The organism is Acinetobacter sp. V115_6 (assembly GCF_031799025.1).
In the GTDB taxonomy this organism is placed as follows: Bacteria; Pseudomonadota; Gammaproteobacteria; order Pseudomonadales; family Moraxellaceae; genus Acinetobacter; species Acinetobacter pittii.
Genome location: NZ_JAVQNO010000021.1, coordinates 1,852,671 through 1,877,681, shown reverse-complemented (window position 1 = coordinate 1,877,681; position 25,011 = coordinate 1,852,671). Strand labels below are relative to the sequence as shown.

Annotated in this window: 19 protein-coding genes; 7 read left to right on the top strand and 12 right to left on the bottom strand. The window is 38.5% G+C overall.

All coding sequences use genetic code 11. The features are described from left to right. Positions 1–50 precede the first annotated feature (50 nt). From RMA94_RS17290 to ahcY, 5 genes are all read right to left on the bottom strand, one after another. Positions 51–2,321: an NADP-dependent malic enzyme gene (locus RMA94_RS17290; protein ID WP_130172333.1), complete on the bottom strand. Its 2,271-nt coding sequence runs from the start codon at positions 2,319–2,321 to the stop codon at positions 51–53. A 235-nt stretch (positions 2,322–2,556) separates the two neighbouring features. Further along, the gene (locus RMA94_RS17285) at positions 2,557–5,409 is read right to left on the bottom strand and encodes an EAL domain-containing protein (protein WP_311083826.1); all 2,853 of its coding nucleotides are present in this window, start codon (positions 5,407–5,409) and stop codon (positions 2,557–2,559) included. 134 nt (positions 5,410–5,543) lie between these two features. Continuing rightward, on the bottom strand, positions 5,544–6,266 hold the full coding sequence (locus RMA94_RS17280; RefSeq protein WP_199992010.1) for a 16S rRNA (uracil(1498)-N(3))-methyltransferase: 723 nt from the start codon (positions 6,264–6,266) through the stop codon (positions 5,544–5,546). Between the two features lie 18 nt (positions 6,267–6,284). Beyond that, positions 6,285–7,121 carry a methylenetetrahydrofolate reductase [NAD(P)H] gene (metF, locus tag RMA94_RS17275; protein ID WP_262441532.1) on the bottom strand — a complete coding sequence of 279 codons (837 nt, stop codon included), beginning with the start codon at positions 7,119–7,121 and terminating at the stop codon, positions 6,285–6,287. 70 nt (positions 7,122–7,191) lie between these two features. Continuing rightward, complete coding sequence (gene ahcY / locus RMA94_RS17270) at positions 7,192–8,574, bottom strand: adenosylhomocysteinase (RefSeq protein WP_016145934.1); 1,383 nt, start codon at positions 8,572–8,574, stop codon at positions 7,192–7,194. A gap of 221 nt (positions 8,575–8,795) precedes the next feature. On the opposite strand from ahcY, the gene RMA94_RS17265 reads away from it, so the two are divergent. Next, on the top strand, positions 8,796–9,332 hold the full coding sequence (locus RMA94_RS17265) for a cysteine peptidase family C39 domain-containing protein (RefSeq protein ID WP_311083825.1): 537 nt from the start codon (positions 8,796–8,798) through the stop codon (positions 9,330–9,332). A gap of 37 nt (positions 9,333–9,369) precedes the next feature. Here RMA94_RS17265 and RMA94_RS17260 read toward each other — a convergent pair whose 3' ends face one another. The 3 genes from RMA94_RS17260 to lipA all read right to left on the bottom strand — a co-directional run bounded on the left by RMA94_RS17260 (position 9,370) and on the right by lipA (position 13,612). After that, the gene (locus RMA94_RS17260) at positions 9,370–9,753 is read right to left on the bottom strand and encodes a carboxymuconolactone decarboxylase family protein (RefSeq protein ID WP_000043120.1); all 384 of its coding nucleotides are present in this window, start codon (positions 9,751–9,753) and stop codon (positions 9,370–9,372) included. Positions 9,754–9,859: 106 nt separating this feature from the next. Further along, positions 9,860–12,322, bottom strand: a complete 2,463-nt coding sequence (locus tag RMA94_RS17255; RefSeq protein WP_311083824.1) for an acyl-CoA dehydrogenase — start codon at positions 12,320–12,322, stop codon at positions 9,860–9,862. Between the two features lie 276 nt (positions 12,323–12,598). Then, positions 12,599–13,612, bottom strand: coding sequence for a lipoyl synthase (gene lipA / locus RMA94_RS17250; RefSeq protein WP_002118167.1), 1,014 nt, complete (start codon positions 13,610–13,612; stop codon positions 12,599–12,601). A gap of 196 nt (positions 13,613–13,808) precedes the next feature. Between lipA and sthA the strand changes: the two genes are divergently transcribed. Next, complete coding sequence (gene sthA / locus RMA94_RS17245; protein ID WP_002118117.1) at positions 13,809–15,221, top strand: Si-specific NAD(P)(+) transhydrogenase; 1,413 nt, start codon at positions 13,809–13,811, stop codon at positions 15,219–15,221. A 243-nt stretch (positions 15,222–15,464) separates the two neighbouring features. Here sthA and RMA94_RS17240 read toward each other — a convergent pair whose 3' ends face one another. The 4 genes from RMA94_RS17240 to map form a co-directional block, all read right to left on the bottom strand. Then, positions 15,465–16,679, bottom strand: a complete 1,215-nt coding sequence (locus RMA94_RS17240; protein WP_017480731.1) for an MFS transporter — start codon at positions 16,677–16,679, stop codon at positions 15,465–15,467. A 170-nt stretch (positions 16,680–16,849) separates the two neighbouring features. Next, complete coding sequence (locus tag RMA94_RS17235) at positions 16,850–18,196, bottom strand: MFS transporter (RefSeq protein ID WP_199975954.1); 1,347 nt, start codon at positions 18,194–18,196, stop codon at positions 16,850–16,852. 403 nt (positions 18,197–18,599) lie between these two features. Continuing rightward, positions 18,600–19,718, bottom strand: coding sequence for an OmpW family protein (locus RMA94_RS17230; protein WP_032055410.1), 1,119 nt, complete (start codon positions 19,716–19,718; stop codon positions 18,600–18,602). A gap of 206 nt (positions 19,719–19,924) precedes the next feature. Continuing rightward, complete coding sequence (gene map, locus RMA94_RS17225) at positions 19,925–20,749, bottom strand: type I methionyl aminopeptidase (RefSeq protein WP_311083823.1); 825 nt, start codon at positions 20,747–20,749, stop codon at positions 19,925–19,927. A 210-nt stretch (positions 20,750–20,959) separates the two neighbouring features. Between map and rpsB the strand changes: the two genes are divergently transcribed. The 5 genes from rpsB to RMA94_RS17200 all read left to right on the top strand — a co-directional run bounded on the left by rpsB (position 20,960) and on the right by RMA94_RS17200 (position 25,011). Next, on the top strand, positions 20,960–21,712 hold the full coding sequence (gene rpsB / locus RMA94_RS17220; protein ID WP_002118204.1) for a 30S ribosomal protein S2: 753 nt from the start codon (positions 20,960–20,962) through the stop codon (positions 21,710–21,712). A gap of 137 nt (positions 21,713–21,849) precedes the next feature. Then, positions 21,850–22,725, top strand: coding sequence for a translation elongation factor Ts (gene tsf, locus RMA94_RS17215; protein ID WP_002118238.1), 876 nt, complete (start codon positions 21,850–21,852; stop codon positions 22,723–22,725). 65 nt (positions 22,726–22,790) lie between these two features. Continuing rightward, complete coding sequence (locus RMA94_RS17210; protein WP_311083822.1) at positions 22,791–23,276, top strand: DUF3465 domain-containing protein; 486 nt, start codon at positions 22,791–22,793, stop codon at positions 23,274–23,276. Positions 23,277–23,381: 105 nt separating this feature from the next. Continuing rightward, positions 23,382–24,206 (top strand): AraC family transcriptional regulator, encoded by an 825-nt coding sequence (locus tag RMA94_RS17205; protein ID WP_311083821.1) that lies wholly within the window; start codon positions 23,382–23,384, stop codon positions 24,204–24,206. Between the two features lie 88 nt (positions 24,207–24,294). Beyond that, a complete protein-coding gene (locus tag RMA94_RS17200; protein ID WP_078225149.1) occupies positions 24,295–25,011 on the top strand; it encodes an AzlC family ABC transporter permease in 717 nt (238 codons plus the stop codon).

Genomic DNA, 25,011 nt, shown 5'->3' with positions numbered 1-25,011 from the left:
AGGTTTTCTCAAGTCATTAGAGATGCTTTTCGTAAAAAGCAGTTTCTAAATTACTTTTCTTGTTGTTGGATTTCAGCAACAGTTAAAGCAGTCATATTGATAAGACGACGAGTCGTTGCTGTAGGTGTCAAAATATGAACAGGTTTTGCTGCACCAAGTAAAATTGGGCCAATAGTAACGTTGTTACCAGAAGTCGCTTTCAATAAGTTAAATGAAATGTTTGCTGCATCTAGGTTTGGCATAATGAGCAAGTTTGCAGAACCTTTGAAACGTGAGCCAGGGAATGCAAATTGACGAATGTTTTCGTCTAATGCTGCATCACCGTGCATTTCACCTTCAACTTCAAGCTCAGGAGCTTGCTCAGATAAAATACGATAAACTTCACGCATTTTTTGAGCACTTGAGTCAGTCTGGTCACTACCAAAACTTGAATGAGAAAGTAGGGCTACACGTGGAGTAATACCAAAACGACGTACTTCTTCAGCCGCTAAAATAGTCATTTCAGCAAGTTGTTCAGCAGTCGGGTTTGTATTTACGTATGTATCAGCAATAAACAAGTTACGATCTTCAAGCATTAATGCATTTAAGGTGAAGAAGTTATTCATACCTTCTTTTAGACCGATGACATTGCGTACAAAGTCAAGGTGAATGTTATAGCTACTGTAAGTACCACATAACATACCGTCTGCTTTACCGAATTTAACCAGTAAAGATGCAATTAAAGTTGAACGGCGACGAGCTTCACGTTGAGCATATTCAACAGTAATGCCTTTGCGTTGCATTGTTTGATAGTAGTCTTTCCAAAACTCTTCATACATCGGGTTTTGTTCTTGATCTACAATCTCAATGTTTACGCCATGTTGTAAACGCAAGCCTAATTTTTTGATATTAGCTTCAATAACAGCAGTACGACCTACTAAAATTGGTTTAGCTAAATCTTCATCAACTGCGATTTGCACTGCACGTAATACGCGCTCATCTTCACCTTCAGCATATGCGATGCGTTTAGGATCAGTTTTTGCTTGAGCAAAAATCGGTTTCATCAAGAATGCAGAGTTATAAACAAACTCAGATAATTTTTGACGGTATGCAGAGAAATCTTCGATCGGACGAGTTGCAACACCTGAATCCATTGCAGCTTTAGCAACAGCAGGGGCAATTTCTAAAATTAAACGTTGATCAAGTGGACGTGGAATTAAATAGTCACGGCCAAATGAAGCAGATTTTTCACCATAAGTTGCTGCATCAGCTTCTACGTGTGCCATACGTGCAATTGCATGTACACATGCAATTTTCATGTCTTCATTAATCGTTGTTGCACCAACGTCAAGTGCACCACGGAAAATGTAAGGGAAACATAATGCGTTGTTTACTTGGTTTGGATAGTCAGAACGACCAGTTGCCATGATTACATCAGGACGTACTTCATGTGCATGTTCAGGTAAAATTTCTGGATCTGGGTTTGCCAAAGCAAAAATAATAGGGTTTTCAGCCATCTGTTTCACCATTTCTTTGGTGAGAATACCAGCAGCAGAAAGACCCAAGAACATATCAGCACCAGCCATTACTTCATGTAACTGAGTTGCTTTGATGTCTTGAACATAACGTTTTTTTGATTCATCCAAGCCTTCACGTGAAGTAGTGAGTAGACCGCGAGAATCGGCAACAATGATATTTTCTTTATTTACGCCTAAAGCACAAAGTAAATCTAAACAAGAAAGGGCAGCAGCACCTGCGCCTGAAGCTACAATTTTGATTTGATCAATTTTCTTATTTACAAGTTGCAATGCATTGAGCAAAGCTGATCCTACAATGATACTTGTACCGTGTTGATCGTCATGGAATACAGGAATTTTCATGCGTTCGCGAAGTTTCTTTTCGATATAGAAACATTCTGGCGCTTTAATATCTTCGAGGTTGATACCACCGAAAGTTGGCTCAAGAGAGGCAACAATATCTACAATTTTATCTGGATCGTTTTCTGCAATTTCGATGTCAAATACGTCAACACCAGCAAACTTTTTGAAGAGAACGCCTTTACCTTCCATTACAGGTTTAGACGCTAATGGGCCAATATTACCTAAACCAAGAACAGCTGTACCGTTACTAACTACGGCAACCAAGTTTCCGCGAGCTGTATATTTTGCAGCAGCAGATGGATCACGTTCAATCTCTAAACATGGCGCAGCAACTCCTGGTGAGTAGGCTAAAGCCAAATCTCGTTGGTTGACAAGTTGCTTACTTGGGGTGACGCTGATTTTCCCTGGGTTTGGATATTCATGGTAATTTAAAGCGGCCTGTTTTAAAGATTGATCGTCCATCTGAGTCTCTATTTGATACAAAAAAGCAAACTAGTCAAATTGCTCATTTAGGGAGAGGCAATTCAATTTTTTACTATGCTTTAATTTTTATCAATTAAGAGAATAGTAGACGAATTGCCAATAGCCCCGTGGTGAGCTAAATGCTAAAGAATATAACACTACTTCTTTATTTCTCACAGTCAAAAACGCTCATTTTTGGAAAAAGCAGCATAGGTAAAATAGATGATTAGAACAATTAAGAAATATGTGGTTTTGTTTGCAGATAAGGAATAATTTGCTCAGCAGGGATCGGGCGACTAAAGAAATAACCTTGTAAAAAATCACATTGCTGTTTTTGTAGATAGGTGACTTGTTCTTCTGTTTCTACACCTTCGGCAACCAGTTTAAGCCCCATACTTTTACCCATCGCGATCATTGCATTTACAATTGCTTCTTGTTTATGGTCACCAATTTTAGAAATAAAAGCACGATCAATTTTTAACACGTCAATTGGGTATTCTGTTAGATAGGCCAAAGAAGAATAACCCGTACCAAAGTCATCTAAGGCAATTGAGATATCTCGTTGTTTTATCGCATGTAATAGCGTTTTTACATTGGCAGTATTGTCTAAAAGGGCTGACTCTGTAATTTCAAGTTCTAGGTCTGAACCTTGTATATTATATTTTTGCAAAACTTCATCTAGATCATTGAGTAATAAGCCTCGATGTATCTGTTGAGCGACAATATTTACAGAGACTTGAATATTGAGATAACCCGCATCTTTCCATTCTTGTAGTTGCTTTCCAACTTTATCCAAAACAACTTTACCAATATCTGAAATCAGGCTACTACGCTCAGCAAAAGGTATAAACATATTTGGCATGACTAATCCTTTTTCAGGATGTTGCCAACGAATTAATGCTTCAAAACCGATAATAGATTGATCATGTAGATTAATTTTGGGTTGGTAATAAATGACAAATTCATCATTTTGTATGGCTTTACGTAACTCTTGCTCTAAATCGGCAGTTTTATATGAGTTATTTGTTTTATTGCAATAATAGCAAATTGTATTACCACCTAAGCGTTTTGCTTCGGACAATGCTTGTTCCGCATGGTGGTTGAGGTGATCAATTTGTCTACCATGCTCAGGAAAACATGCGACACCAATAGATGCAGTAATAAAATATTCGTGATTATCAATATAAAAAGGTGCATTGAGCGCTTGTAAAATATTTTGGCAATATTGCTCAATATTTGGATGAATTGGGGAAATTTCATAAATAATTGCGAAATCATCACTATTTAAATAGGCAACTAAAATTGCATTGATATTGATTAAGCGCAATCTTTGAGCGAACTGTTTAAGTAATTCATCACCACTATCATTATTTAAAAATTCATTGAAAGCTCGGAAGCGGTCAATATTTACCCGTATTAATGCTAAATTTTTAATGTTATATGAAGGGTTTACAAGATATTGATGTAATTGATTATAGTAGTAAAGACGATTAGGCAGGTGGGTGAGGCTGTCGTAATTTTTTAAATAAGATAGATGTTGTTCTTGACGTTTTTGCTCAGTCAGGTCGCGTGCAAACCCGATATAATTGGTAATTTGATTGAACTCATCTTTGACTACATTGATATGCAACCATAAATATACGCTTTTACCAGAACTAAATTTTTCGTCAAACTGACCCATATATTCTCCTGTCTCTAGGAGTTGCTGTGTTATTGAGGTATGAAACTGCTGTTGTAATTCTTTTTGATTGATTGTTATGCTAAATAATTCTTTATTAACAAGTTCTGATTTAGAAAATCCTGTTAATTTTTCATAGTAGGGATTTACATCAATATAGTTTAGGCGCTCATCTAAAATAAATATTCCTTCCGCAGCTTGCTCAAGTACAATTGCGGATAGTCTTAGATGTTCTTGATCTTTCTTCTCTTGATGTATATCGCGAGTCATTCCAACCATACGAAGCGCTTTTTGTGTTTTAGGATCTCTAGTGATGACACGACCTACGTCATGAATCCATCGCCAAGAACCATCTCTACGTAAAATTCGAAAGGTGATATTAAAATGATCTGTAATGCCTTCCAAATGTTGTTTTAAACGTTCGTTAAAAAGTTTTTTATCACTTGGATGTATACGATCTAATATCGTATTGAGATGAATAACGGCAGTCTGAGTTTGTTTTTGTTGATCGAAAAATGTAATTTCTAATTTTTGACTTTCAATATCCCAATCCCAAGGTCGAATACCTGCAGTTTCATGCGCAAAAGCTAAATTGTAGTGATGGCTTTCGAGTTGTTCGTTCATTTTTGTGAGATCGTAAGTGCGTTCACGTACTTTTTGCTCAAGCAGATGATTATTAAATTGAAGCTGGGCTTCGATATCTTTAGATTTATTTACTTCTTGTTGGAGCTGTATGCATAATTCTTCAGCCCATTGCGTATGTTGATCGGAAATTTGAACAAGCTGTTTGTTTTTTAATAATAATTGAGAAATCTTTTGATAATTACGTTGCGTAGCATATGCACAAAGTACAGTGGCCACAAAGGTAAGATTATAGGCAAAGTAAAAAGGTAGCTGAGTAATTGGGTTATGTGTGAATTGAGCTAGTAATAAGGGCAAGGTACTTGGAATAAATAAGAGATAAAAATATCGTGGTTGCTGTGTTAAAAAAGTAAGGCCAATGATATGAGCCGAAGTAATAAATAAAGCAATTAAAATATGAGCATCTGGTAGAGCGACTAATTCAGGGGGAAGATAAAAATGAATAATTGTGACGTTTATTCCAATTAAGATGCCTGAGATCAAACAAATACTTTGTAAAATGTGATTAGCTTTTTTTGTAAAATCAATTGCACGGTAGTGAGTTAAAATATTTGGAATAAATAATAAGCCGATAAGAGATGCTACAGTGAGGCCAATAGACCAGCTAAAAATTGTTATTACAGATGAAAAATAATAAGAAAAAATACCATATGAAATGAGACATAGCAGTATTAAGCTAATCAAATACCAGCGTATATATTGAGTTGAAAGTTTCAGCTGTTCAATTTTTGTTTGATGCTGTAGATATTCTTCCTGAAGCCCAGACATAAGATTTTTCTATCCTATTTTTTTACATATATACAGAAAGAATCTGATTTATCAGTGAAAAAGAATTTGAAATTTTATTCATACAATAAAAGTAAGTTAACTTTAAATAACGATTTAATCAATGTTCACTGAACTCAGGTGGATAAAAATCGATAATTTAAAATAGACAAGGCAACAACAGGTGCGGTTTCTGTACGTAAAACACGGTCACCAATGCACCAGTTCATAAAACCAGCTTGATTGGCTTGGGTAATTTCATTTTCACTTAGCCCACCTTCTGGTCCAATCAATAAGGCAAGATCAGGTTGTATTCCTGCCAATACATCTTTTTGTTCTTTTTCTGGTGCTAAAACAAATTTAGATTGAGGAAGCTCAGAAGAACTTAACCATTCATGAAGAGAAATTGGTGCTAATACTTCGGGAACTAAGTTCAGGCCACATTGTTCACATGCTGCAATTGCTACAGCTTGCCAGTGATCTAATTTTTTTTGATCTCGATCATATTTTAAGCGCATTTCACAACGCTCACTTGTTAGCAATTGAATCTGACTTACACCCAATTCAGTGGCTTTCTGAATGGCATAATCCATTCGATCGCCTTTACTCATGACTTGACCTAAAACAGCTTTAAAAGGGGCAGCACGGTTTGCAGGGTTAAAATTCTCAATTGTGACAAACGCATTTTTCTTATTAATTTCGGTCAATGTTGCGAGATATTCTCCACCTTGTCCATTAAATAGAGTCGCTTGTTCTTGTAGTTGTGCACGTAAAACACGCACCCAATGATGGAATACTGATTCTGTCAGTTGAATTGTTGAGCCAACTGTAAGTTCAGTTTCGATAAAAAAACGGTTCATTGGGTACGCCTTACAAAATTAATTTAAACCAAGATCAACAACAAGTTGACGAGTTGGTTCGACTTGATTCATTGAATAGAAGTGTAAGCTTGGTGCACCACCTGCAATCAGGCGTTCGCATAGCTTAACAACAACTTCATGACCGAAAGCTTTGATACTTTCACTGTCATCACCATAGGCTTGTAATTGCTTACGGATCCAGCGAGGAATTTCAGCACCCGTACCGTCTGCAAAGCGAATTAGGTTGCTTGCGTTGGTAATTGGCATGATTCCTGGAGCCACCGGAATGTTAATTCCAGCTTTTTCCAAACGCTCTATAAAATAAAAGTATGAGTCTGGATTAAAGAAGAATTGAGTAATTCCCGCATTGGCACCAGCTTGTACCTTTTCAATAAAACGTTGGATATCTGTATCAAGGCTTTCAGCTTGAGGATGCATTTCTGGATAAGCTGCAACTTCGATATGAAAATGATCACCTGAGTGCTCACGAATAAAACGTACTAAATCTTGAGCATAAGGAAGCTCACCAAGCCCAACCTGACCAGATGGTAAGTCACCACGTAAAGCAACAATACGGTCAATGCCTTGAGCTTTATATAAATCCAGTAACTCAGCAATACGAGCTTTATCATCACCAATACAAGAAAGATGAGGCGCAACTGGTGTACCTTTACCATTAAAATCATCAATGGCAGCAAGCGTGCGTTCGCGAGTAGAACCACCAGCCCCGTAAGTAATTGAGAAAAACTCAGGATTCAGAAGTTGTAATTCTTGGTGAACAATACGAAGTTTTTCAGCACCAGCATCAGTTTTTGGCGGGAAAAACTCAAAAGAAATAGGTGTACGTTTAGTCATGTCAAATCCTTGTAAACAGCGAAACATTTTAGAAAAAAGGGCAGTCGGTTCACCGTCTGCCCTTAAGTTCTTAGTATTTGTAAGCGTCAGACTTGAATGGTCCCTCAACAGCAACACCTAAATAATCGGCTTGCTCTTGAGTTAACTGAGTAAGTACACCACCGAAACCTGCAACCATTGCAGCAGCAACTTCTTCGTCAAGTTTCTTAGGAAGAACTTCTACACGAATTTTTGCAGCTTTCTCATTTGCAGGAAGGTCAGCAAATTTCTCTTGGAATAAGTGAATTTGACCTAAAACTTGGTTAGCAAAAGAACCATCCATCACACGTGATGGATGACCAGTTGCATTACCAAGGTTTACAAGGCGGCCTTCAGAAAGAAGAATGAGGTAGTTATTTTCATCTTCTGAACGATAAACTTGGTGAACTTGTGGCTTAACTTCAACCCACTTGTAACCACGTAAATAAGCCGTGTCGATTTCTGTATCAAAGTGACCGATGTTACATACAACTGCACCAGCTTTTAAGCTGTCTAGCATTGCTGCATCACACACGTGGTAGTTACCAGTAGTGGTTACAACAAGATCAGTGTTGCCAAGTAAGTCGTGGTTAATATCTTCTTTTTTGCCTGTTTGTACGCCGTTTTTGTATGGAGATACAACTTCATAGCCGTCCATACATGCTTGCATTGCACAAATTGGGTCAACTTCAGTTACACGAACGATCATGCCTTCTTGACGTAAAGATTGAGCAGAACCTTTACCTACGTCACCATAACCAACTACAAGTGCACGGCGACCAGACAAAAGCATGTCAGTTGCACGTTTGATTGCGTCATTTAATGAGTGACGGCAACCGTATTTGTTGTCGTTTTTAGATTTAGTAACTGAGTCATTTACGTTAATTGCAGGAACTTTCAAAGAACCGTCTTTCCACATTTCGATAAGACGTTGAACACCTGTTGTAGTTTCTTCAGTAATACCGTGAATACGTTCTAAAAGAGCAGGGTATTTTTCATGAACAAGAGCAGTTAAATCACCGCCATCGTCCAAAATCATGTTGGCATCCCAAGGTTGACCATTTACATTGATCTGTTGTTCAAGGCACCATACATATTCTTCTTCAGTTTCACCTTTCCAAGCAAAAACTGGAATACCGCGAGCAGCAATTGCAGCAGCAGCGTGGTCTTGAGTAGAGAAAATGTTACAAGATGTCCAGCGTACTTCAGCACCTAATTCAACAAGTGTTTCAATAAGAACAGCTGTTTGAATGGTCATGTGAATACAACCAAGAATTTTTGCACCAGCAAGTGGTTTAGAAGCTGCATAGCGTTTACGTAAGCCGATCAAAGCTGGCATTTCTGCTTCAGCAAGTTTGATTTCTTTACGGCCGTAGTCAGCAAGAGAGATGTCAGCAACTTTGTAATCTGTAAATGAAGCATTAACCGCGTTCATCAGGATCTCCTAGGAAAAAATAGTATTGATCATTCTGTTCGCGGATGCCGTTGTTGGTTAAAACGAGTGTTTAACCGATCGTCGAGCCTGGCAAATTGATCTTTAGTGCCGATCAATTGTCGCAGCATCCCTCGACTAGCGAAACATTGTACTTGGAAAAGCTTTTAGTGCCAATCCAGTTTTGTTTATTATCTGCGTAATTATCACTTTAGATTCTAATTATGGCATTAAATATTCCCGAGTCGTTGGCAAGCTTAGAGTCAAACTGTGGCGTTTTTGCAGTTTGGATGTTGCTTCAGCATCATGGAGTACAAATTGATGTGGTTGAGCTGATTAATGTTTGCCGACACGATGAAGGAGGCACCTATACTATTGCCTTAGCTGTTGCTTTAAAGAAACTAGGATTTGAAGTGTCATTTCATTCAGATGAGGATCCTAGCATTAGCCAAAGCGAACGTATGAGTTATAAAGAAGCAAAGGTATTAAAAATTCCAACTGGACCAGCGCTGAGCTATCAAGATATTCAAGCTGCAATTCAAAACGGAAAAATGGTGATTGTGTACTACGATACTTTGGATGGCGTTGGTAATCAGTCGCTCATTTATTCTATAGATCAAAATGAAATCTGCTTTTTTGATAGTTTCGAACCAATGTCAGCGGCAGTTTTTGAGAATCAGCGTAAAGCAGAAGGAATCTGTCGTCAGGCTATTGTGATTGATGATCGTAATTTTCAGATGCATTCATCCAAATTGAATTAGATAAGAAGAGCCAGTAGAGTGCTGGCTCATATTGAAGTTATTTTTGTTGATATTCTTGAATTACTTCTAAAGCAGCACGAAAAGCTTCTTGAGTAGCAGGGGCGCCGCAATATGGTAGGCTGTGCAATAAAGTTTCTTGAATCTCTTCAACAGTACAACCATTGTTAAGTGCACCACGAACATGGCCTTTGAGTTCGGTTGGTGATTTAAGTGCCGTGAGCATTGCTAAAGTAATTAATGAACGATATTTACGAGGTAGCACACCTTCACGCTGCCAAGTCGATCCCCATGCATGTTCATTAATCCAGTCTTGTAAAGGCTGGGTAAAGGGTACGGTATTTTCTTGGGCACGTTTTACAAAAGCTTCTCCCATCACTTCTGTGCGAACTTTTAATCCATTTTCGTAATCTTGCTTAGACATTAATTTCTCCTAAAAATAAAAGCGTCGATTGACGCTTTTATGGCTGTTTATTAATTAATGCGAATCAAGTGTGATTGCAATAGTGAATTAGTGGAGGCATCAGTCATTAAATTTGATGAGGGTTCGACAAAGGAAGATCTTTATTTAAATCTTCATCAAATACATCTGTAAGCATGCTGTCGAATCGAATTGCGTTGTATTGCAATAGTTGTTGAGCTTCGCTTTCAGAAATAAAGCCTTCTTTTATCGCTTGTGTAATATTCTCTTCAAAAGTAAGACCTGTAAATTTACCTTTAGATTCAGCCTTTTTAAACTTATCCCAAAGCGGTTCAAGTGTTCGTAGAATTTGGAAGGTATGTTCTAAACGTCCAGTTACATCATCGGCTTTGGTTGAATAGAAGACGTGATGTTTAAGCTGTTCTCTGAAAGGGTGCTCTTGCATCATAAGTTCAGCGACTTGTTGTTTTAACTCATCATCTGGTTTTGAAATGACACGACCAAAAGGGAAACAGATCCATTTTACAAATGCTGCCGGAAGTTTAGCTGGGAAGTTTTCAAATAATCCCCAAAATGCTTCCTGAATATTCAAGAAAGCTTTTTGTAGCGCTAATTTAGCGTGAAGTTGTTCGGCTTCAGTTTTTTGTCCAGCTTCATAAAATTTTAAAATCGCAGTAGAAATAAACAGGTGCGCGTGAATATCTGCCAAGCGTCCAGATAACATTTCTTTGCGTTTTAAGTCGCCTGCAAGTAAGCCAAGAGACATATCTGAAACAAGTGCGAAATTGGCACTAAAACGGTTAATCGTTTTATAGTAACTTGCAGTGAATTGATCTGCTGACTGAGGCGCATCGCTTGAGCCACCTGTCCAACCGTAGGCAAATGATCTAGCACCGCGGTTAAAGGTATAGGCTAAATGTTTAAATAACAAATCATCAAATTTTTTGACCGAGTTATTTTTATCTTCAGATTGAAGGAGTTGTAACTCTTCAAATAGATAAGGGTGACAACGCATTGAACCTTGACCAAAAATCATCAATGAACGGGTCAAAATATTTGCGCCTTCTACCGTAATAGCAATTGGAATTGCTTGATATGTAAGGGCAAGGAAATTACGTGGCCCAAGTTGAATTGCACGTCCTCCAGCAATATCCATCCCATGATTGACAACTTTACGCATTGTTTCAGTTGCATAATATTTTGCCATGGCAGTCATCACGGCAGGTGTTCCACCATGGTTTAGGCCACATGTCACTAAATAACGGAATGCTTCAAGCATATAGGCATCGCTGGCAATTTCACTTGTCGCTTCTTGTACGCCTTCAAATTTACCGACAGAAATATTAAATTGCTGGCGAATTTTCGCAAAAGCACCAACGGTTAAATAGCTCATTTCACCTGCGGCTGTGGCTAATGCTGGAAGGGAAATACCACGACCAACGCCTAAACATTCCATGAGCATACGCCAGCCTTTTCCGGCATTTTCTTGACCACCAATAATCCAGTCAATAGGAATAAAAACATCTTTTCCTTCTACTGTTCCATTCATAAATGGAGAGCCGGGATAATGACGTGCTCCTATTTTTACACCCGCATGGCTTGCAGGGATGAGTGCACAGGTAATACCGTATTCGGTTTTATTTTTATCGCCGAGTAGACCTTCAGGGTCATAAAGTTTAAATGCTAGACCAACAACAGTTGCAATTGGTGCAAGCGTAATCCAGCGTTTAGAGAAATTCATGCGAAGTCCAAGGACTTGAGCACCTTCATATTCGCCGTAGCAAACAACACCCGAATCTGGAATGGCGCCTGCATCTGAACCTGCTTCTGGGCTAGTTAAACCAAAACATGGAATTTCCTCACCTTTAGCAAGGCCCGGTAAATATTGCTGCTTTTGTGCATCTGTACCGTAGTGCATGAGTAGCTCACCTGGTCCTAACGAGTTTGGAACCATACAACTCACAGCTGTGGTGAGTGAGCGTGAAGCAATTTTGCTCATAATACGGCTTTGGGCAAATGAGCTAAATTCTTTGCCACCAAAGGACTTTGGAATAATGAGGCCTAAAAAACCTTTATCTTTAATAAATTGCCAAACTTCAGGTGGAAGATCTTTTAAGTGATGATGAATTTCCCATTCATCTAGCATGCTACAAAGGAGCTCAACTTCATTGTCGATAAAACTTTGTTCTTCTGCTGACAAGGTTGGGTAGGGGTACTTTTCAAACTGAGACCAATCAGGTGCCCCCATAAACAACTCTTTTTCCCACCAACTGGTACCTGCCTCTAAAGCCTCTTGTTCAGTCGTACTGATGCTCGGCATTGAGTTTGCTAAAGTTTTATATGCAGGTTGAGTAATGAGATTAAAGCGTAATGGTGCAAATAAAATAATGATACTAAGGGCAATAAGGGGAATACCTAAAATGAGAGCCCATGGCGTTAATATGAGTGCAGTAAATATAGCTACCACAATCGTAATAACACTGCCAATGACGCGATTTAGGTTAAAAAAGAAAATTGCCCATATTGTAAAAAGCTGAATGACAATGCTTAAAACAAAGAGTAGGAAAACCATACTTGCTCCTTGCTAGATAAGCCCTCAAGTTAGAAGTTACAAAAAGCGAGGAGAGATTTAAGGCTTAACTAGCTAATTTTAATGCTGTTTAAATTTAATTTTTTATGTCGCAATTGATGTATATGCTAGAGCAGGGATATATCGTACTTTTAGGTATAAGATATTTTTAAGTGAAAGTGTAATGGGTTGTTTTATCGATTTGTCAAGAAATGTTATTGATTTTCTTATACAAATAAAAAGCCCTCTGAAGTAGAGGGCTTTTATAGATATTAATTTTTAAGCTTCGACAACTTGAACAGCGATTTTTTTAGCTGGATCTACTTTGCGACGAACTTCTGGTACGGGTTCACCGTGGTATTGACGATCAGCAAAGTAACTTGAACGAACCATTGGTGCAGACCAAATATTTCTAAAGCCAAGTTTACGGCCATGCTCTGCATAACGTTCGAACTCTTCTGGCGTTACAAAGCGGTCAATTGGCGCGTGTTGTTTAGAAGGTTGTAAGTATTGACCAATAGTCACATAGTCAACATCGTGAGCACGCAAGTCATCAAGCAATGCAATAACTTCTTCTTCAGTTTCACCGATACCCACCATCAAACCACATTTTGTTGGGATATCAGGGCAATATTCTTTAAACATTTTTAATAAGTTCAAAGAATGTTGATAGTCTGAACCTGGGCGCATCGCTTTATATAGACGTGGCACAGTCTCGATGTTGTGGTTAAATACGTCTGGTGGACATTCAGTCATAATGCGTAAAGCAATATCCATACGTCCGCGGAAATCTGGTACTAAAATCTCAAGCAATGTATTTGGGCTTAGTGCACGAGCTTCTTTGATACAGTCCACAAAGTGTTGTGCACCACCGTCAAGTAAGTCATCACGGTCAACCGAAGTAATTACCGCATATTTGAGCTTAAGATTAGCAATTGTCTCTGCCATGTGACGAGGTTCATCTGCATCGAGTGCATTTGGACGGCCATGTGCTACATCACAGAAAGGGCAACGACGTGTACAAATATCACCCATGATCATGAATGTTGCTGTACCACCGCCAAAGCATTCTGGAAGGTTTGGACAAGCAGCTTCTTCACAAACGGTATGGAGTTTTTGAGCACGTAAAGTGGTTTTAATACGCTGAACTTCTTCTGGTGCCGTCATCTTGACACGAATCCAGTCAGGTTTACGCGGCACTTCAACCGTAGGTACAACTTTTACAGGAATTCTTGCGACTTTTTCTGCGCCACGAAGTTTTACACCCTGTTCAGGTTTACGGTGTTCTGACATATTTAACTTTTCCACTCGTTTATAGAGACATTGACATTGTATTATAGCGAACTTCTGCAGTTAATAGCGGAAAATAACTATTCATATAATAAATGTGGTTATTCAGAAATATAGGGTTGAGAAATACATAAATTCACCGCATATTAGCCATAATTTATTATAAAATATGGTCATTCAAGTGAGGAAGGAGCTTTCAATGCCACGTAAAAAAGAGGTCGTTAGTGGGAATTTCGTTAAATACGATGCGGTAGTTCTCGGTTCTGGACCTGCAGGTGAAGGCGCGGCAATGAAGCTTGCAAAAGCGGGTAAGCGTGTTGCAATTGTAGATGTGCGTGATCAACTGGGTGGTAACTGTGCACACGTTGGTACCATTCCAAGTAAAGCATTACGTCAAACAGTTTCTAGTATTATCCGCTATCAGCGCGATCCAATGTTTCAAAAAGTAGGTGAATGGAAACAGTTCACCATGAAACAGGTTTTGCGTAATGCACACAAAGTAATTCAACAACAGGTTGATACGCATACACGTTTTTACGATCGCAATAAAATCGGTGTATTCCACGGCCGTGCATATATTCAAGATAAAAATACAGTTTTAGTTTTTAGCCATGAAGGCATTAAAGAAACAATTATCTGTAAGCAAATTGTGATTGCTACAGGTAGTCGTCCTTATCATCCGCAAGGTTTAGACTTTGATCATCCTCGCGTATTCGATTCGGACAAAATCCTTGATCTTGATTATTCAATTCAAAAAATCATTATTTACGGCGCAGGTGTTATTGGCTGTGAATATGCCTCAATCTTTATTGGTCTAGATCATAAAGTTGACTTGATTAATACTCAGCAAAAATTATTAAGTTATCTAGATGATGAAATTGCTGATGCTTTGTCTTATCACTTACGTGAACAAGGTGTATTGATTCGTCACAATGAGCAAATGGATCATCTTGAAACGTTTGATGACCATGTTGTACTGCATTTACAAAGTGGTAAAAAGATTAAAGCCGATGCGATTCTTTGGTGTAACGGCCGTTCAGGTAACACAGAAGGCTTAGGTCTTGAGAATGTTGGGTTAGTACCAAATAACCGTGGTCAACTTTCAGTAAATGATCAATACCAAACTGAAGTTGAAAATATTTATGCTGCTGGTGACGTGATTGGTTGGCCATCACTTGCTTCTGCTGCTTATGACCAAGGGCGCTGTGCTGGCGCAAACATGAGTGGTGAAGATGCGAAGCCAGTACGTGATATCCCAACAGGTATCTATACCATTCCAGAAATCTCATCAATTGGTAAAAATGAACAGGAACTAACGGAAGAGAAAATTCCGTATGAAGTAGGTCAAGCTTCTTTCCGTCATTTGGCTCGTGCGCAAATTACTGGTGATACAGTGGGTGAGTTAAAAATTCTTTTCCACCGCGACACTATGGAAATTTTAGGTATTCATTGTTTTGGTAATAACGCTGCCGAAATTATCCACATTGGGCAAGCAGTTATGCACAGCCCAAACAATACTCTGAAATATTTTGTTGAAACAACGTTTAACTATCCAACAATGGCAGAAGCATATCGTGTAGCTGCGCTTAATGGTATGAATCGTTTGTTTTGATTTTAAATAAGTTTTCCATAAAAAAGCCCGCAAACTTGCGGGCTTTTTTATTTTCATTAGACCATAGGTTTTTTATATTTTTATGACAATTTGCAGTATGCGTCTGGCTGTCTATATCTCTAGTGGGCACAAAATGCTTGATTGAAATATACAAATAAATCAGGAGTTTGTTTCCATAAAATGATTGAACATGCCAGCAGAGTAATCACGAGCAAAGTCATAATTGTTTTCAAAAGTAAGGCATTATGCGTCATGAATAACAGCCTCCTCATTTACAAAGAAATGTACGATTACCCCTAATATACTCAAAGCTATTGAACATAGCCAAATCGCATTGTAATTACCTGTTAAGTCATGGTTAACACCGCCAAGCCAACCGCCAAAGAAAGAACCGACTTGATGGGTGAAAAACACAATACCACTTAACATTGAAAGGTATTTAACACCGAACATATTCGCTACAATGCCGTTGGTAAGTGGAACTGTAGAGAGCCATAAAAGTCCCATAATGACGCCAAAAGCATATACCGTATAAGTGCTTAGAGGTAATAATAAAAAGGCGATGATTGCGATGCCACGGCTACCGTAAAGTGCCATCAATAATTTAGGTTTTGAGAAACGATCTCCTAACCAACCAGCACCATAAGTCCCCACAATATTAAATAGTCCAACTAGTGCCAGAAACACAGTGCCTGTAGCTGCATCAAAGCCGTGATCGATTAAATAGCCCGGCAGATGAACACCTAAAAAGACCACCTGAAATCCACACACTAAAAAGCCTAAAGCTAACCACCAGAACGGCTTATGTTTTCTAGCAATATTCAGTACTTGTTTAAATGTGAGTTGAGGTTGAACAATTGCTTTTGGCGTTTGATTGCTTGGTCCTTTTAGCATCCATGCTAGGGGAATGATAAACGCAATTAACAGCGCACTCACCATTAAAGCTGACGACCATCCTACCGTTTTAAGCAAGAGAAGGGTGGAAGGTAGCATAATAAACTGACCAAAAGAGCCTGCTGCACTGGCAATACCCATTGCCATACTTCTTTTTTCTGGAGGGGCAGCTCGGCCTACTGCACTCAGTAAAACCGTAAAAGAGGTTGCTGATAAAGCTAAACCAATAATAAGACCTAAGCTTAAATTCAAAATGAGTACACTTGAACTAAAAGCCATTAAAAGTAGGCCTAGGGTATAAAGTAAGCCACCAACAGCAACTACAACTTTACTGCCATATTTATCTGCAATTGCACCGGTAAAAGGCTGAACAGCTCCCCAGATCAGGTTCTGCATGGCTATCGCAAGACTAAAAACATGCTGTCCCCAGCCAAATTCATGGCTCATGGGTACAAGGTAGAGACCGAAACCATGACGGACACCTAATGAAAGGGCCAAAATAATTGCACTGCCAATCAGCATATAGATGAGGGACTGAGAAAATTGGTTGCCAGTTTTAGTCATGATTAATGGAAAATTATAATAATGATGATTTATTGTAGAAGATATATCGAAAAATATCGATATAGTTAGAGGGAATATTTAAGAAGAATTAAAAAGTTCTTAAGGATCGTATTTTATGAGAAGGAAATTAAAGAAGCAGACACCATTTTGATCTCTGCTTCTTGTAAAAATTAAGCAGCAGAGTTACGTTCCAGTAATGCTTGTTCAAAAAGAATTTGTTCTTTTGCTTTATGTTCTGTTGTAAAGCGAATCAAAATTACACTACAGCCTGCAACTATAACCAGACCGCCTAAAATAAATAGGCAAGTTTGAATATCAAGTAAACCTTTAAGCAAGAAACCAGCTGCGACAGCACCCACATTTCCGCCTGCACCAATAATTCCTGCGACACCACCTAATGCATTACGATCAATAAATGGTACGAGAGCATATGTCGCGCCACAAGCCATATGCGTAAACAGTGCAAAAATTGTCATAGAGATGATTGCAAGTGCAACGACATTCATTTGAGAAAAGAGGATTAAGAATAAACCTTCGCCCAAAATCATCAGTACCAGTACTTTCGTGCGACCATCTAAACCTTTTTTGAGTGCGACTTTATCGGAAATAATACCACCAAGTGCACGAGCAAAGAGTGCAAGAAGGCCAAATATCCCCGCGGTTAAACCAGCAGTTTTTAAATCCATCTTGAACTGATCAACATAGTACATTGCTGCGACGTTATGGATAAAAATTTCAATACCGAAACATGCACCGTAAGCCACAAATAAAATCCAGACACGGTAGTTGCGAGCAGCTTGCATTAAAATAGCCATACCACCTTTTTTACCACTGCCAACTTCAATACCTTGTGTACGGACTTCTTTAAAGTTTCCTTGAGGGCAGTCTTGGGTTAATTTCCAGTAAAGAATGCCGACAATGACCATCATCAGGCCTGGTACGATTAATGCAACACGCCAACCCATAGTTTGCTCAACACCAAACATGACAATTGCGCCAAGTAACAAAGGCATTAAGGCTTGAGTTGCACCGCCACCAGCATTACCCCAACCAGCAGCAGCTGCATTTGCCGTGCCTACAACATTAGGCGCAAACATAACACTTGTATGGTATTGCGTAATAACAAAGCTTGCGCCAATTGCACCAATTAGTAAGCGGAAAAATAAAAAGGATTCATAACTGTTGGCAGCAGCAACACCAAATACAGGAATACTGCCAAGCAAGAGAAGGGCTGTATAGGTAATCCTCGGTCCATATTTATCACAAAGCGGACCTACGACAAGTCGTACTAAAATCGTAATTGCAACGGCGGCAATATTAATATTGGCAATCTGGTCTTTGGTTAAGCCAAATTCACCTTTAATCACTGGCATAAGTGGAGCACAGGCAAACCATGCGAAGAAGCACACAAAGAATGCGAGCCATGTCATGTGGAAAGCACGCATTGCAGGAGTAGAAAAGCTAAATAATTTTATTTCAGTTGCTTTTTTTGCATCTCGATTGACATTTGAAGACATACGGCGTCCCTCTGAACTGAACGAAATTTTAATTTGCAAGGCGATTTATTGCCTATCTGCAAACCGATCAGAGCGGACATCGTTGGCCGTCTTGGTTTATTCATTGAATCATCGTTGACTCATCTTGCTATGAATAAAGCAAAGCTTGTGCCAAAAAATTAATTTTACTAAAAAGGAAAAATTACTTTCTAATTCTATTGAGTTAGTTTATTAAAAATAAAATTAATTAAAAATAGAAATAAATCAGTAAATACTCATAAGAGAGGAGAGTAGTAAATTTTTTCTATTGGCTTCATAAAAGTGCTCATTTTTTTAGCGTTTTGATTTAAAAAGAAGCAAAATCTACAAAAAAGAAAGCTATAAAAACGTGCATAAGTTTTTATAGCTTTCTGTGACACAAAAGTTAGAAGCGGTAACCGACACCAACATATGTAATGAGTGGGTCAATATCAATTTTGGTGTTCGCTTTAATTAGCTCTTTACCTGTATTTTGATCAGTCACATAGATTTTTGCTTCACTATTCATTTTGGAATATGAAACTGAGCCAACAGCAAACCAGTTTGGATTGAAGTCATAAGATGCACCTAAAGTTACAATAGGGGCAAAAGTATCGGTCGCTTCTAGTTTAACGATAGGATTTGCTGATGATGTTTTGCGATCTAATGCTGCACCAGCTTTACCATCATGGATATTCTGGATCATGTGACCCGCTTGAATTAAATCTGCCTCAATACCGGGATTCATTTTTAAATCATTAAAGTATGCATACATCACGCCAGCTCCGATATAAGGACGGAACTTATTTACCCCTGATTTACCAAATTGATAATGTAGTTCAACGGCTGGTAACCATGCACGAGCAGTCGCAGCCTTACCCCCCTGAGAAAGATCAGTAATATGCAGGTCTTGTTTTAAAGGAATATCTCCACCCGCCTCGGAAATTCCATCTCCTATGATTCCTCCTATTAAAGATCCGTCTTTTAGAGGAGTCGCTTTTCCAGAAAGGGGAGCATAAATATTACCTTTTCCATTAATATCTACTTTAGGAGGAATACCACCTTTAATTTCTAAAGATAAATTGTCCGTAAAGTTGTAATTAAACATAAGACCAACAGTATCAACATCAGCAGCTTCTAAGCCAGAACCTTGTTGTTGCCATTGAGAAAGACCATTAACTTCTGCTGTACCTGCAAGTGATGAGGGAAGCGTGTCTGTAAACTTATCAAGAAGGCTAATAGTGCTATACCAGAATTTTCCTGAAGTTTTACTTTGGTCGATTGCATCTAAAACGGCTTTTGTAGATACATCTCCAACTTTAGATGTTGTACCTTCTGCAACGCTAGTATTGATATTAACAGGGTTTCCTGAGCCTTGAGGCATGGCATGGAGCCAACCAGCAGAGACAGAAAAACGTTTGAAGCCATCGCCATCTTTAAAACTAAAATATGGTGAAGCGGCATAAGTGAATGTTGGCAGAGCAAAAAAGGCTGCTGTCATACAAAATAATGACTTTTTCATCATAAAAGGACTCCATGTCCGGCATTTGTTTACTGATTTTTATTGAGCCCACCATAGCGTGTTTTATTAAAATGATTGTGTATTAAAAATTAATAATTGTAATTTTTTTGAAATATTTGTTTATATTTAGAAAGATTTATTAATAAAAAATACATAATAAATAATAAAAGACTACATAAAGTAGCCTTTTATTTAAGTTTGTTAAACTATTAGTTGAAGCGAGATAAGTCTTCTTCAGGACGAGCAGTTAAGACTTCAATGCCCGTTTGAGTAACTAAAATAGTATGTTCATATTGAGCTGAAAGTTTATGGTCTTTCGTTACGACAGTCCATTTGTCACCTAACAATTTAGTTTGCCATACACCAGCATTTACCATAGGTTCAATTGTAAAAGTCATACCTGCTTCCAGACGCATACCTGTACCAGCTTGACCATAGTGTAATACTTGAGGTTCATCATGGAAAACGGTTCCAATACCGTGACCACAATATTCTCGTACTACGCTAAAACGTTCTGATTCGACATACTTCTGGATTGCGTGGCCGATATCGCCTAAATATGAACCATCTCTAACGGTTGCCATCCCGCGATACATCGCTTCTTGAGCAACTTTACATAGACGGTTTGCTAAAATAGAAGTTTCACCACCCACGATATACATCATGTTGGTGTCGCCGTGATAACCATCTTTAATGACAGTAACGTCAATATTAAGGATGTCACCATTTTTTAAAATTTTATTTTCAGAGGGAATACCATGACAGACAACATGGTTAACCGAAGTACAAATAGAGTGTTGAAAAGCAGGGCGCCCAGGAGCTCCACCATAGCCTACACATGCAGGAATAGCATGCTGCACATTTTCAATGTAATTACGACAAATGGTATCAAGTTCAAGTGTACTTACACCTGCCTTAATATGGGGCTTGATCATCTCTAGAACTTCAGCCGCCAGTCGTCCTGCAATGCGCATTTTTTCAATTTCATCTGGAGTTTTGATTAATCGACGTGGAGCTGTATAAGTACTGTTCATGATCTCTAAAAACTTTTGGTAATTTACAAGCGTCTATGGTATAAATAGCCGCCCATTTTATCAAATGCTTTTCGTGAATATCTTTTACGAACAATTTTGATAGATGGAGTAAAAAATCCGCACATATATCGTCACATTACTCTGGGTGCCCGTAAAAAGGTGGAGAATGCGGATATATGGAGGCCTAACCCAACTTTTAAGGTAAAGAAAATGGCAGATTACAACGTAAGCATGCGCGACCTTCTTCAAGCAGGTGCGCACTTTGGTCACCAAACTCGTTTCTGGAACCCAAAAATGCGTCAATACATTTTTGGCGCGCGCAACAAAATTCACATCATCAACCTTGAGCACACTGTTCCTGCGTTAAATGATGCTTTGAACTTCGCTAACCAATTAGCAAGCAAAAAGAACAAAGTTTTGTTCGTTGGTACAAAACGTGCTGCTTCTAACATCATCCGTGAACAAGCTCAACGCGCTGGTCAACCATATGTAGATCACCGTTGGTTAGGTGGTATGTTGACGAACTGGAAAACACTTCGCCAATCTATCAACCGTTTAAAAGATCTTCAAACTCAATCTCAAGATGGTACTTTTGCTAAGCTTACTAAACGTGAAGCTTTAGAACGTGCTCGTGAGATGGAAAAACTTGAGCGCTCTTTAGGCGGCGTTAAAAACATGGGTGGTTTACCTGACGCATTATTTGTAATCGACGTTGATCACGAAGCGATTGCAATCAAAGAAGCTAAGAACTTAGGTATTCCTGTTATCGGTATCGTTGATACAAACTCTAACCCAGACAACGTTGATTACGTTATTCCTGGTAACGATGATGCGATCCGTGCAGTAACTTTATATGCTTCAGCTATGGCTGACGCAATTCTTGCTGGTAAAGAATACGCTCAATCTCAAGCGAACGCTCAAGCAAAAGGCGATGACGCTGCGAAAGACGCTTCTGAGGCTTAATGCGTTTTGACGCAGGCTTGTCATTTTTGCGACATGTAATGGTGGCAAATTAAGCGTCGAGAGTGCAAACGGCCCAGAGTTTCTTTGGGCCGTTTTTGTTGAAAAGATTTATTTTCTACCGATTTTAGGAGATCAACATGACTGCAATTACTGCAAGCATGGTAAAAGAATTACGTGACCGTACTGGTCTTGCAATGATGGAATGCAAAAAAGCATTAACAGAAGCGAACGGTGACATCGAGCTTGCTATTGATAACCTTCGTAAATCTGGTCAAGCTAAAGCTGCTAAAAAAGCTGGTAACATTGCTGCTGACGGTGCAATCACAATCGTTCAAGAAGGCAACAAAGCAATTTTAGTTGAAGTTAACTGTCAAACTGACTTCGTTGCTAAAGACGAAAACTTCTCTAACTTCTCTAAAGCTGTTGCTACTGCTGCTTTAGCTGCTGGTGAAACTGATGCTGCTAAAATCGCTGAATTAAAATTAGCAGACGGTCAATCAGTTGAAGAAGCTCGTATTGCACTTGTTCAAAAAATCGGTGAAAACATCCAAGTTCGTCGCGCGAAAATCGTTGAAGGCGAAAACTTGGCTATCTACAAACACGGTTTAAAAATCGGTGTTGTAGTTTCTTATACTGGTGATGCTGATACTGGTAAAGGTATTGCAATGCACGTTGCTGCATTCAACCCAGTAGCTGTAAATGCTGAAGCTGTTCCTGCTGACCTTATCGCTAAAGAAAAAGAAATTGCTGAAGCGAAAGCGTTAGAATCTGGTAAACCAGCTAACATCGTTGAGAAAATGGTAACTGGTTCAGTTGATAAATACTTGAACGAAGTTGCTCTTGATCGTCAAATGTATGTAATCGACAACGACAAGAAAGTTGCGGATGTATTAAAAGCAACTGGTACTACTGTTGCTGAATTCGTACGTTTCGAAGTTGGTGAAGGTATTGAGAAGAAAGCAGAACTTAGCTTTGCTGAAGAAGTTGCTGCTGCTCAAGCTGCTGCGAAGTAATTCGTATCACAATAAAAAAAGCCCCATTGGGGCTTTTTTTATCTCAGTTAAAATAAGGGTATACAATGACAAATAAAAAAAATCTCAGTATTGGTGGTGTGATTATTTTATTGATTGCTGCGTATTTTGGCCTAGATTTATCTGGGCATAAGCAAAGTCAATCACCCTCATCAACTATACCCGCAGCTCAGCGTAATGAAACTAAATTTTCAAATAATGGGGTTGACACTGTAAAAGCTGCTTACGAACAGAGACAAAGTAATGTTCAAGTGCAAGGAAGTGGTCGTGTCAAAGCAATTTTAAGAGATGATAATGATGGATCGAGACACCAGAAATTTATTCTTGTATTAAAAAATGGCCTTTCAATTTTGGTTGCACATAATATCGATTTGGCTCCTAAAATTTCTAATCTAAATAAAGGTGATGTCGTTGAGTTTTATGGCGAATATGAATACAACCCAAAAGGTGGTGTACTACATTGGACTCATCACGATCCACAAGGTCGTCATGAAAGTGGATGGCTTAAACATGACGGACAGATTTATCAATAAAGCTCAAGTGAACGTTTAATCAGATTATTTTCATAGAGCAATTTTGTTCTATTCAGTTTATTAAAACATGCTATGGTTTTTTTATTAAATAGATGAGACGTATTTATGCAGCGGGAGCAAGCCGATTATCTGCATGTGCGAGAGTTGGGCGGTTTAGAGTTATTAAAAGCACATTATCACCAAACACAATTTTCAAAGCATACTCATGAAGGGTACTGTATTGGTGTGATTGAAGAGGGAGCACAGTCTTTTTTTAGGACGGGACAGCTACATGTAGCTCCTAAAGGCGATATTATTTTAGTCAATGCTGACGAGATTCATACTGGCTCATCGGCTGTTGAATCAGGGTGGCGTTATCGAGCGATCTATCCAACACCTGAAATGTTAGCAGAAGTTAGCCAAGATTTTTTTGAAAATCCACATGGCGCACCATGGTTTCCTCAAGCTGTGATTCGCGATCTGGGTTTGGCTCAACAGCTTTGCTTACTTTTTGATTTATTAGAACAAAAAGATAATTTTCTACTCAAAGAAACGATGTATTTAACGACATTAGCTTGTCTGATGAAGAGACATAGTAAATCAAATCATACTTTTTGTGAGTTACCAGAGGCATATTCAAAAATATTAAGAATTAAAGAATTGCTCGTAGAAATGCCTGAAACCAACTTTTCTTTACAAGACTTGGCTGACATGGTCGGCCTGAGCGCTTGGCATTTCTTAAGGCAATTTAAAAAATATGTGGGCTTGCCACCCCATGCTTGGCTTGTACAAGCACGTTTACAAAAAGCAAGACAGTTATTAAAACAGGGGGACCAAATTGCCATGGTGGCACAACAATGTGGTTTTTCTGACCAAAGCCATTTTAACCGTCACTTTAAAAAAGCAATGGGCGTCACACCCACTCAATATGTAGCAAGTTTGAACATATAAATAAATTAGTTTTAAAGCAATTTTATCCAATATAAGTCGGCACTCATCAAGCATGGTATAGAGATGTTACTTATATTGGATTTTATATATGAATATTCAGCTTAATCAGCCAGTTGGGTTTTCAAAAAATAAGCCATCCTATTTATTTTTACGTGGTGCAATGGATATTTTGCCCTTGTCAATTTCTGTTATTCCGTGGGCAATCTTAGCGGGATCTATGGCAATTCATGCAGGATTATCTTTCTATAAAGCACTAGCAATGTCTGGACTCGTCTTTGCTGGAGCTGCTCAGTTGGTTAGCTTAAGCATGGCTATGGAAGGAGCATCTGTTTTTACAATTTATTTGACTATTTTCTTTTTAACGGCTCAGCATTTTATTTATGCATTAACTTTAAGAAATGACATTTCTATTTTGTCCCTACCTAAACGATTGAGTTTAGGCTTTTTATTAACAGATGAATTGTTTGCGGTGAGTGCTCCATTTGAAAAAAGAAGTTCGGAATATCTGCTCGGAGCTGGACTGTGTTTTTATTTATTTTGGGTTGCTTTTAGCTTGGTGGGAATACTGCTGGCGACAGTGATACCTGATCTTTTAAATTACCATTTGGATTTTTCGATCGTTGCTATTTTTATTGCCATGATTGTGCCGTTATGTAAAGGATTTCCGGTCATAGCTGGTGTGCTAACAACTTGTTTAAGTGGGTTTTTATTTAAATTTTATCAAATTGAGGGGGCGATTTTACTTTCAGGATTAATGGGAATGTTAATTGCTGTTTTAACTGAAAAAATAGGTAAGGAGCAATAA

Bases quoted from the DNA above. Each gene is read 5' to 3' on its own strand.
- rpsB (WP_002118204.1), top strand. From the start codon at position 20,960: ATGGCAGATTACAACGTAAGCATGCGCGACCTTCTTCAAGCAGGTGCG.
- tsf (WP_002118238.1), top strand. From the start codon at position 21,850: ATGACTGCAATTACTGCAAGCATGGTAAAAGAATTACGTGACCGTACT.
- RMA94_RS17260 (WP_000043120.1), bottom strand. From the start codon at position 9,753: ATGTCTAAGCAAGATTACGAAAATGGATTAAAAGTTCGCACAGAAGTG.
- RMA94_RS17285 (WP_311083826.1), bottom strand. From the start codon at position 5,409: ATGTCTGGGCTTCAGGAAGAATATCTACAGCATCAAACAAAAATTGAA.
- lipA (WP_002118167.1), bottom strand. From the start codon at position 13,612: ATGTCAGAACACCGTAAACCTGAACAGGGTGTAAAACTTCGTGGCGCA.
- RMA94_RS17210 (WP_311083822.1), top strand. From the start codon at position 22,791: ATGACAAATAAAAAAAATCTCAGTATTGGTGGTGTGATTATTTTATTG.
- sthA (WP_002118117.1), top strand. From the start codon at position 13,809: ATGCCACGTAAAAAAGAGGTCGTTAGTGGGAATTTCGTTAAATACGAT.
- RMA94_RS17235 (WP_199975954.1), bottom strand. From the start codon at position 18,196: ATGTCTTCAAATGTCAATCGAGATGCAAAAAAAGCAACTGAAATAAAA.
- metF (WP_262441532.1), bottom strand. From the start codon at position 7,121: ATGACTAAACGTACACCTATTTCTTTTGAGTTTTTCCCGCCAAAAACT.
- RMA94_RS17255 (WP_311083824.1), bottom strand. From the start codon at position 12,322: ATGGTTTTCCTACTCTTTGTTTTAAGCATTGTCATTCAGCTTTTTACA.
- RMA94_RS17230 (WP_032055410.1), bottom strand. From the start codon at position 19,718: ATGATGAAAAAGTCATTATTTTGTATGACAGCAGCCTTTTTTGCTCTG.
- RMA94_RS17265 (WP_311083825.1), top strand. From the start codon at position 8,796: ATGGCATTAAATATTCCCGAGTCGTTGGCAAGCTTAGAGTCAAACTGT.
- RMA94_RS17280 (WP_199992010.1), bottom strand. From the start codon at position 6,266: ATGAACCGTTTTTTTATCGAAACTGAACTTACAGTTGGCTCAACAATT.
- RMA94_RS17200 (WP_078225149.1), top strand. From the start codon at position 24,295: ATGAATATTCAGCTTAATCAGCCAGTTGGGTTTTCAAAAAATAAGCCA.
- map (WP_311083823.1), bottom strand. From the start codon at position 20,749: ATGAACAGTACTTATACAGCTCCACGTCGATTAATCAAAACTCCAGAT.
- RMA94_RS17205 (WP_311083821.1), top strand. From the start codon at position 23,382: ATGCAGCGGGAGCAAGCCGATTATCTGCATGTGCGAGAGTTGGGCGGT.
- RMA94_RS17290 (WP_130172333.1), bottom strand. From the start codon at position 2,321: ATGGACGATCAATCTTTAAAACAGGCCGCTTTAAATTACCATGAATAT.
- ahcY (WP_016145934.1), bottom strand. From the start codon at position 8,574: ATGAACGCGGTTAATGCTTCATTTACAGATTACAAAGTTGCTGACATC.
- RMA94_RS17240 (WP_017480731.1), bottom strand. From the start codon at position 16,679: ATGACTAAAACTGGCAACCAATTTTCTCAGTCCCTCATCTATATGCTG.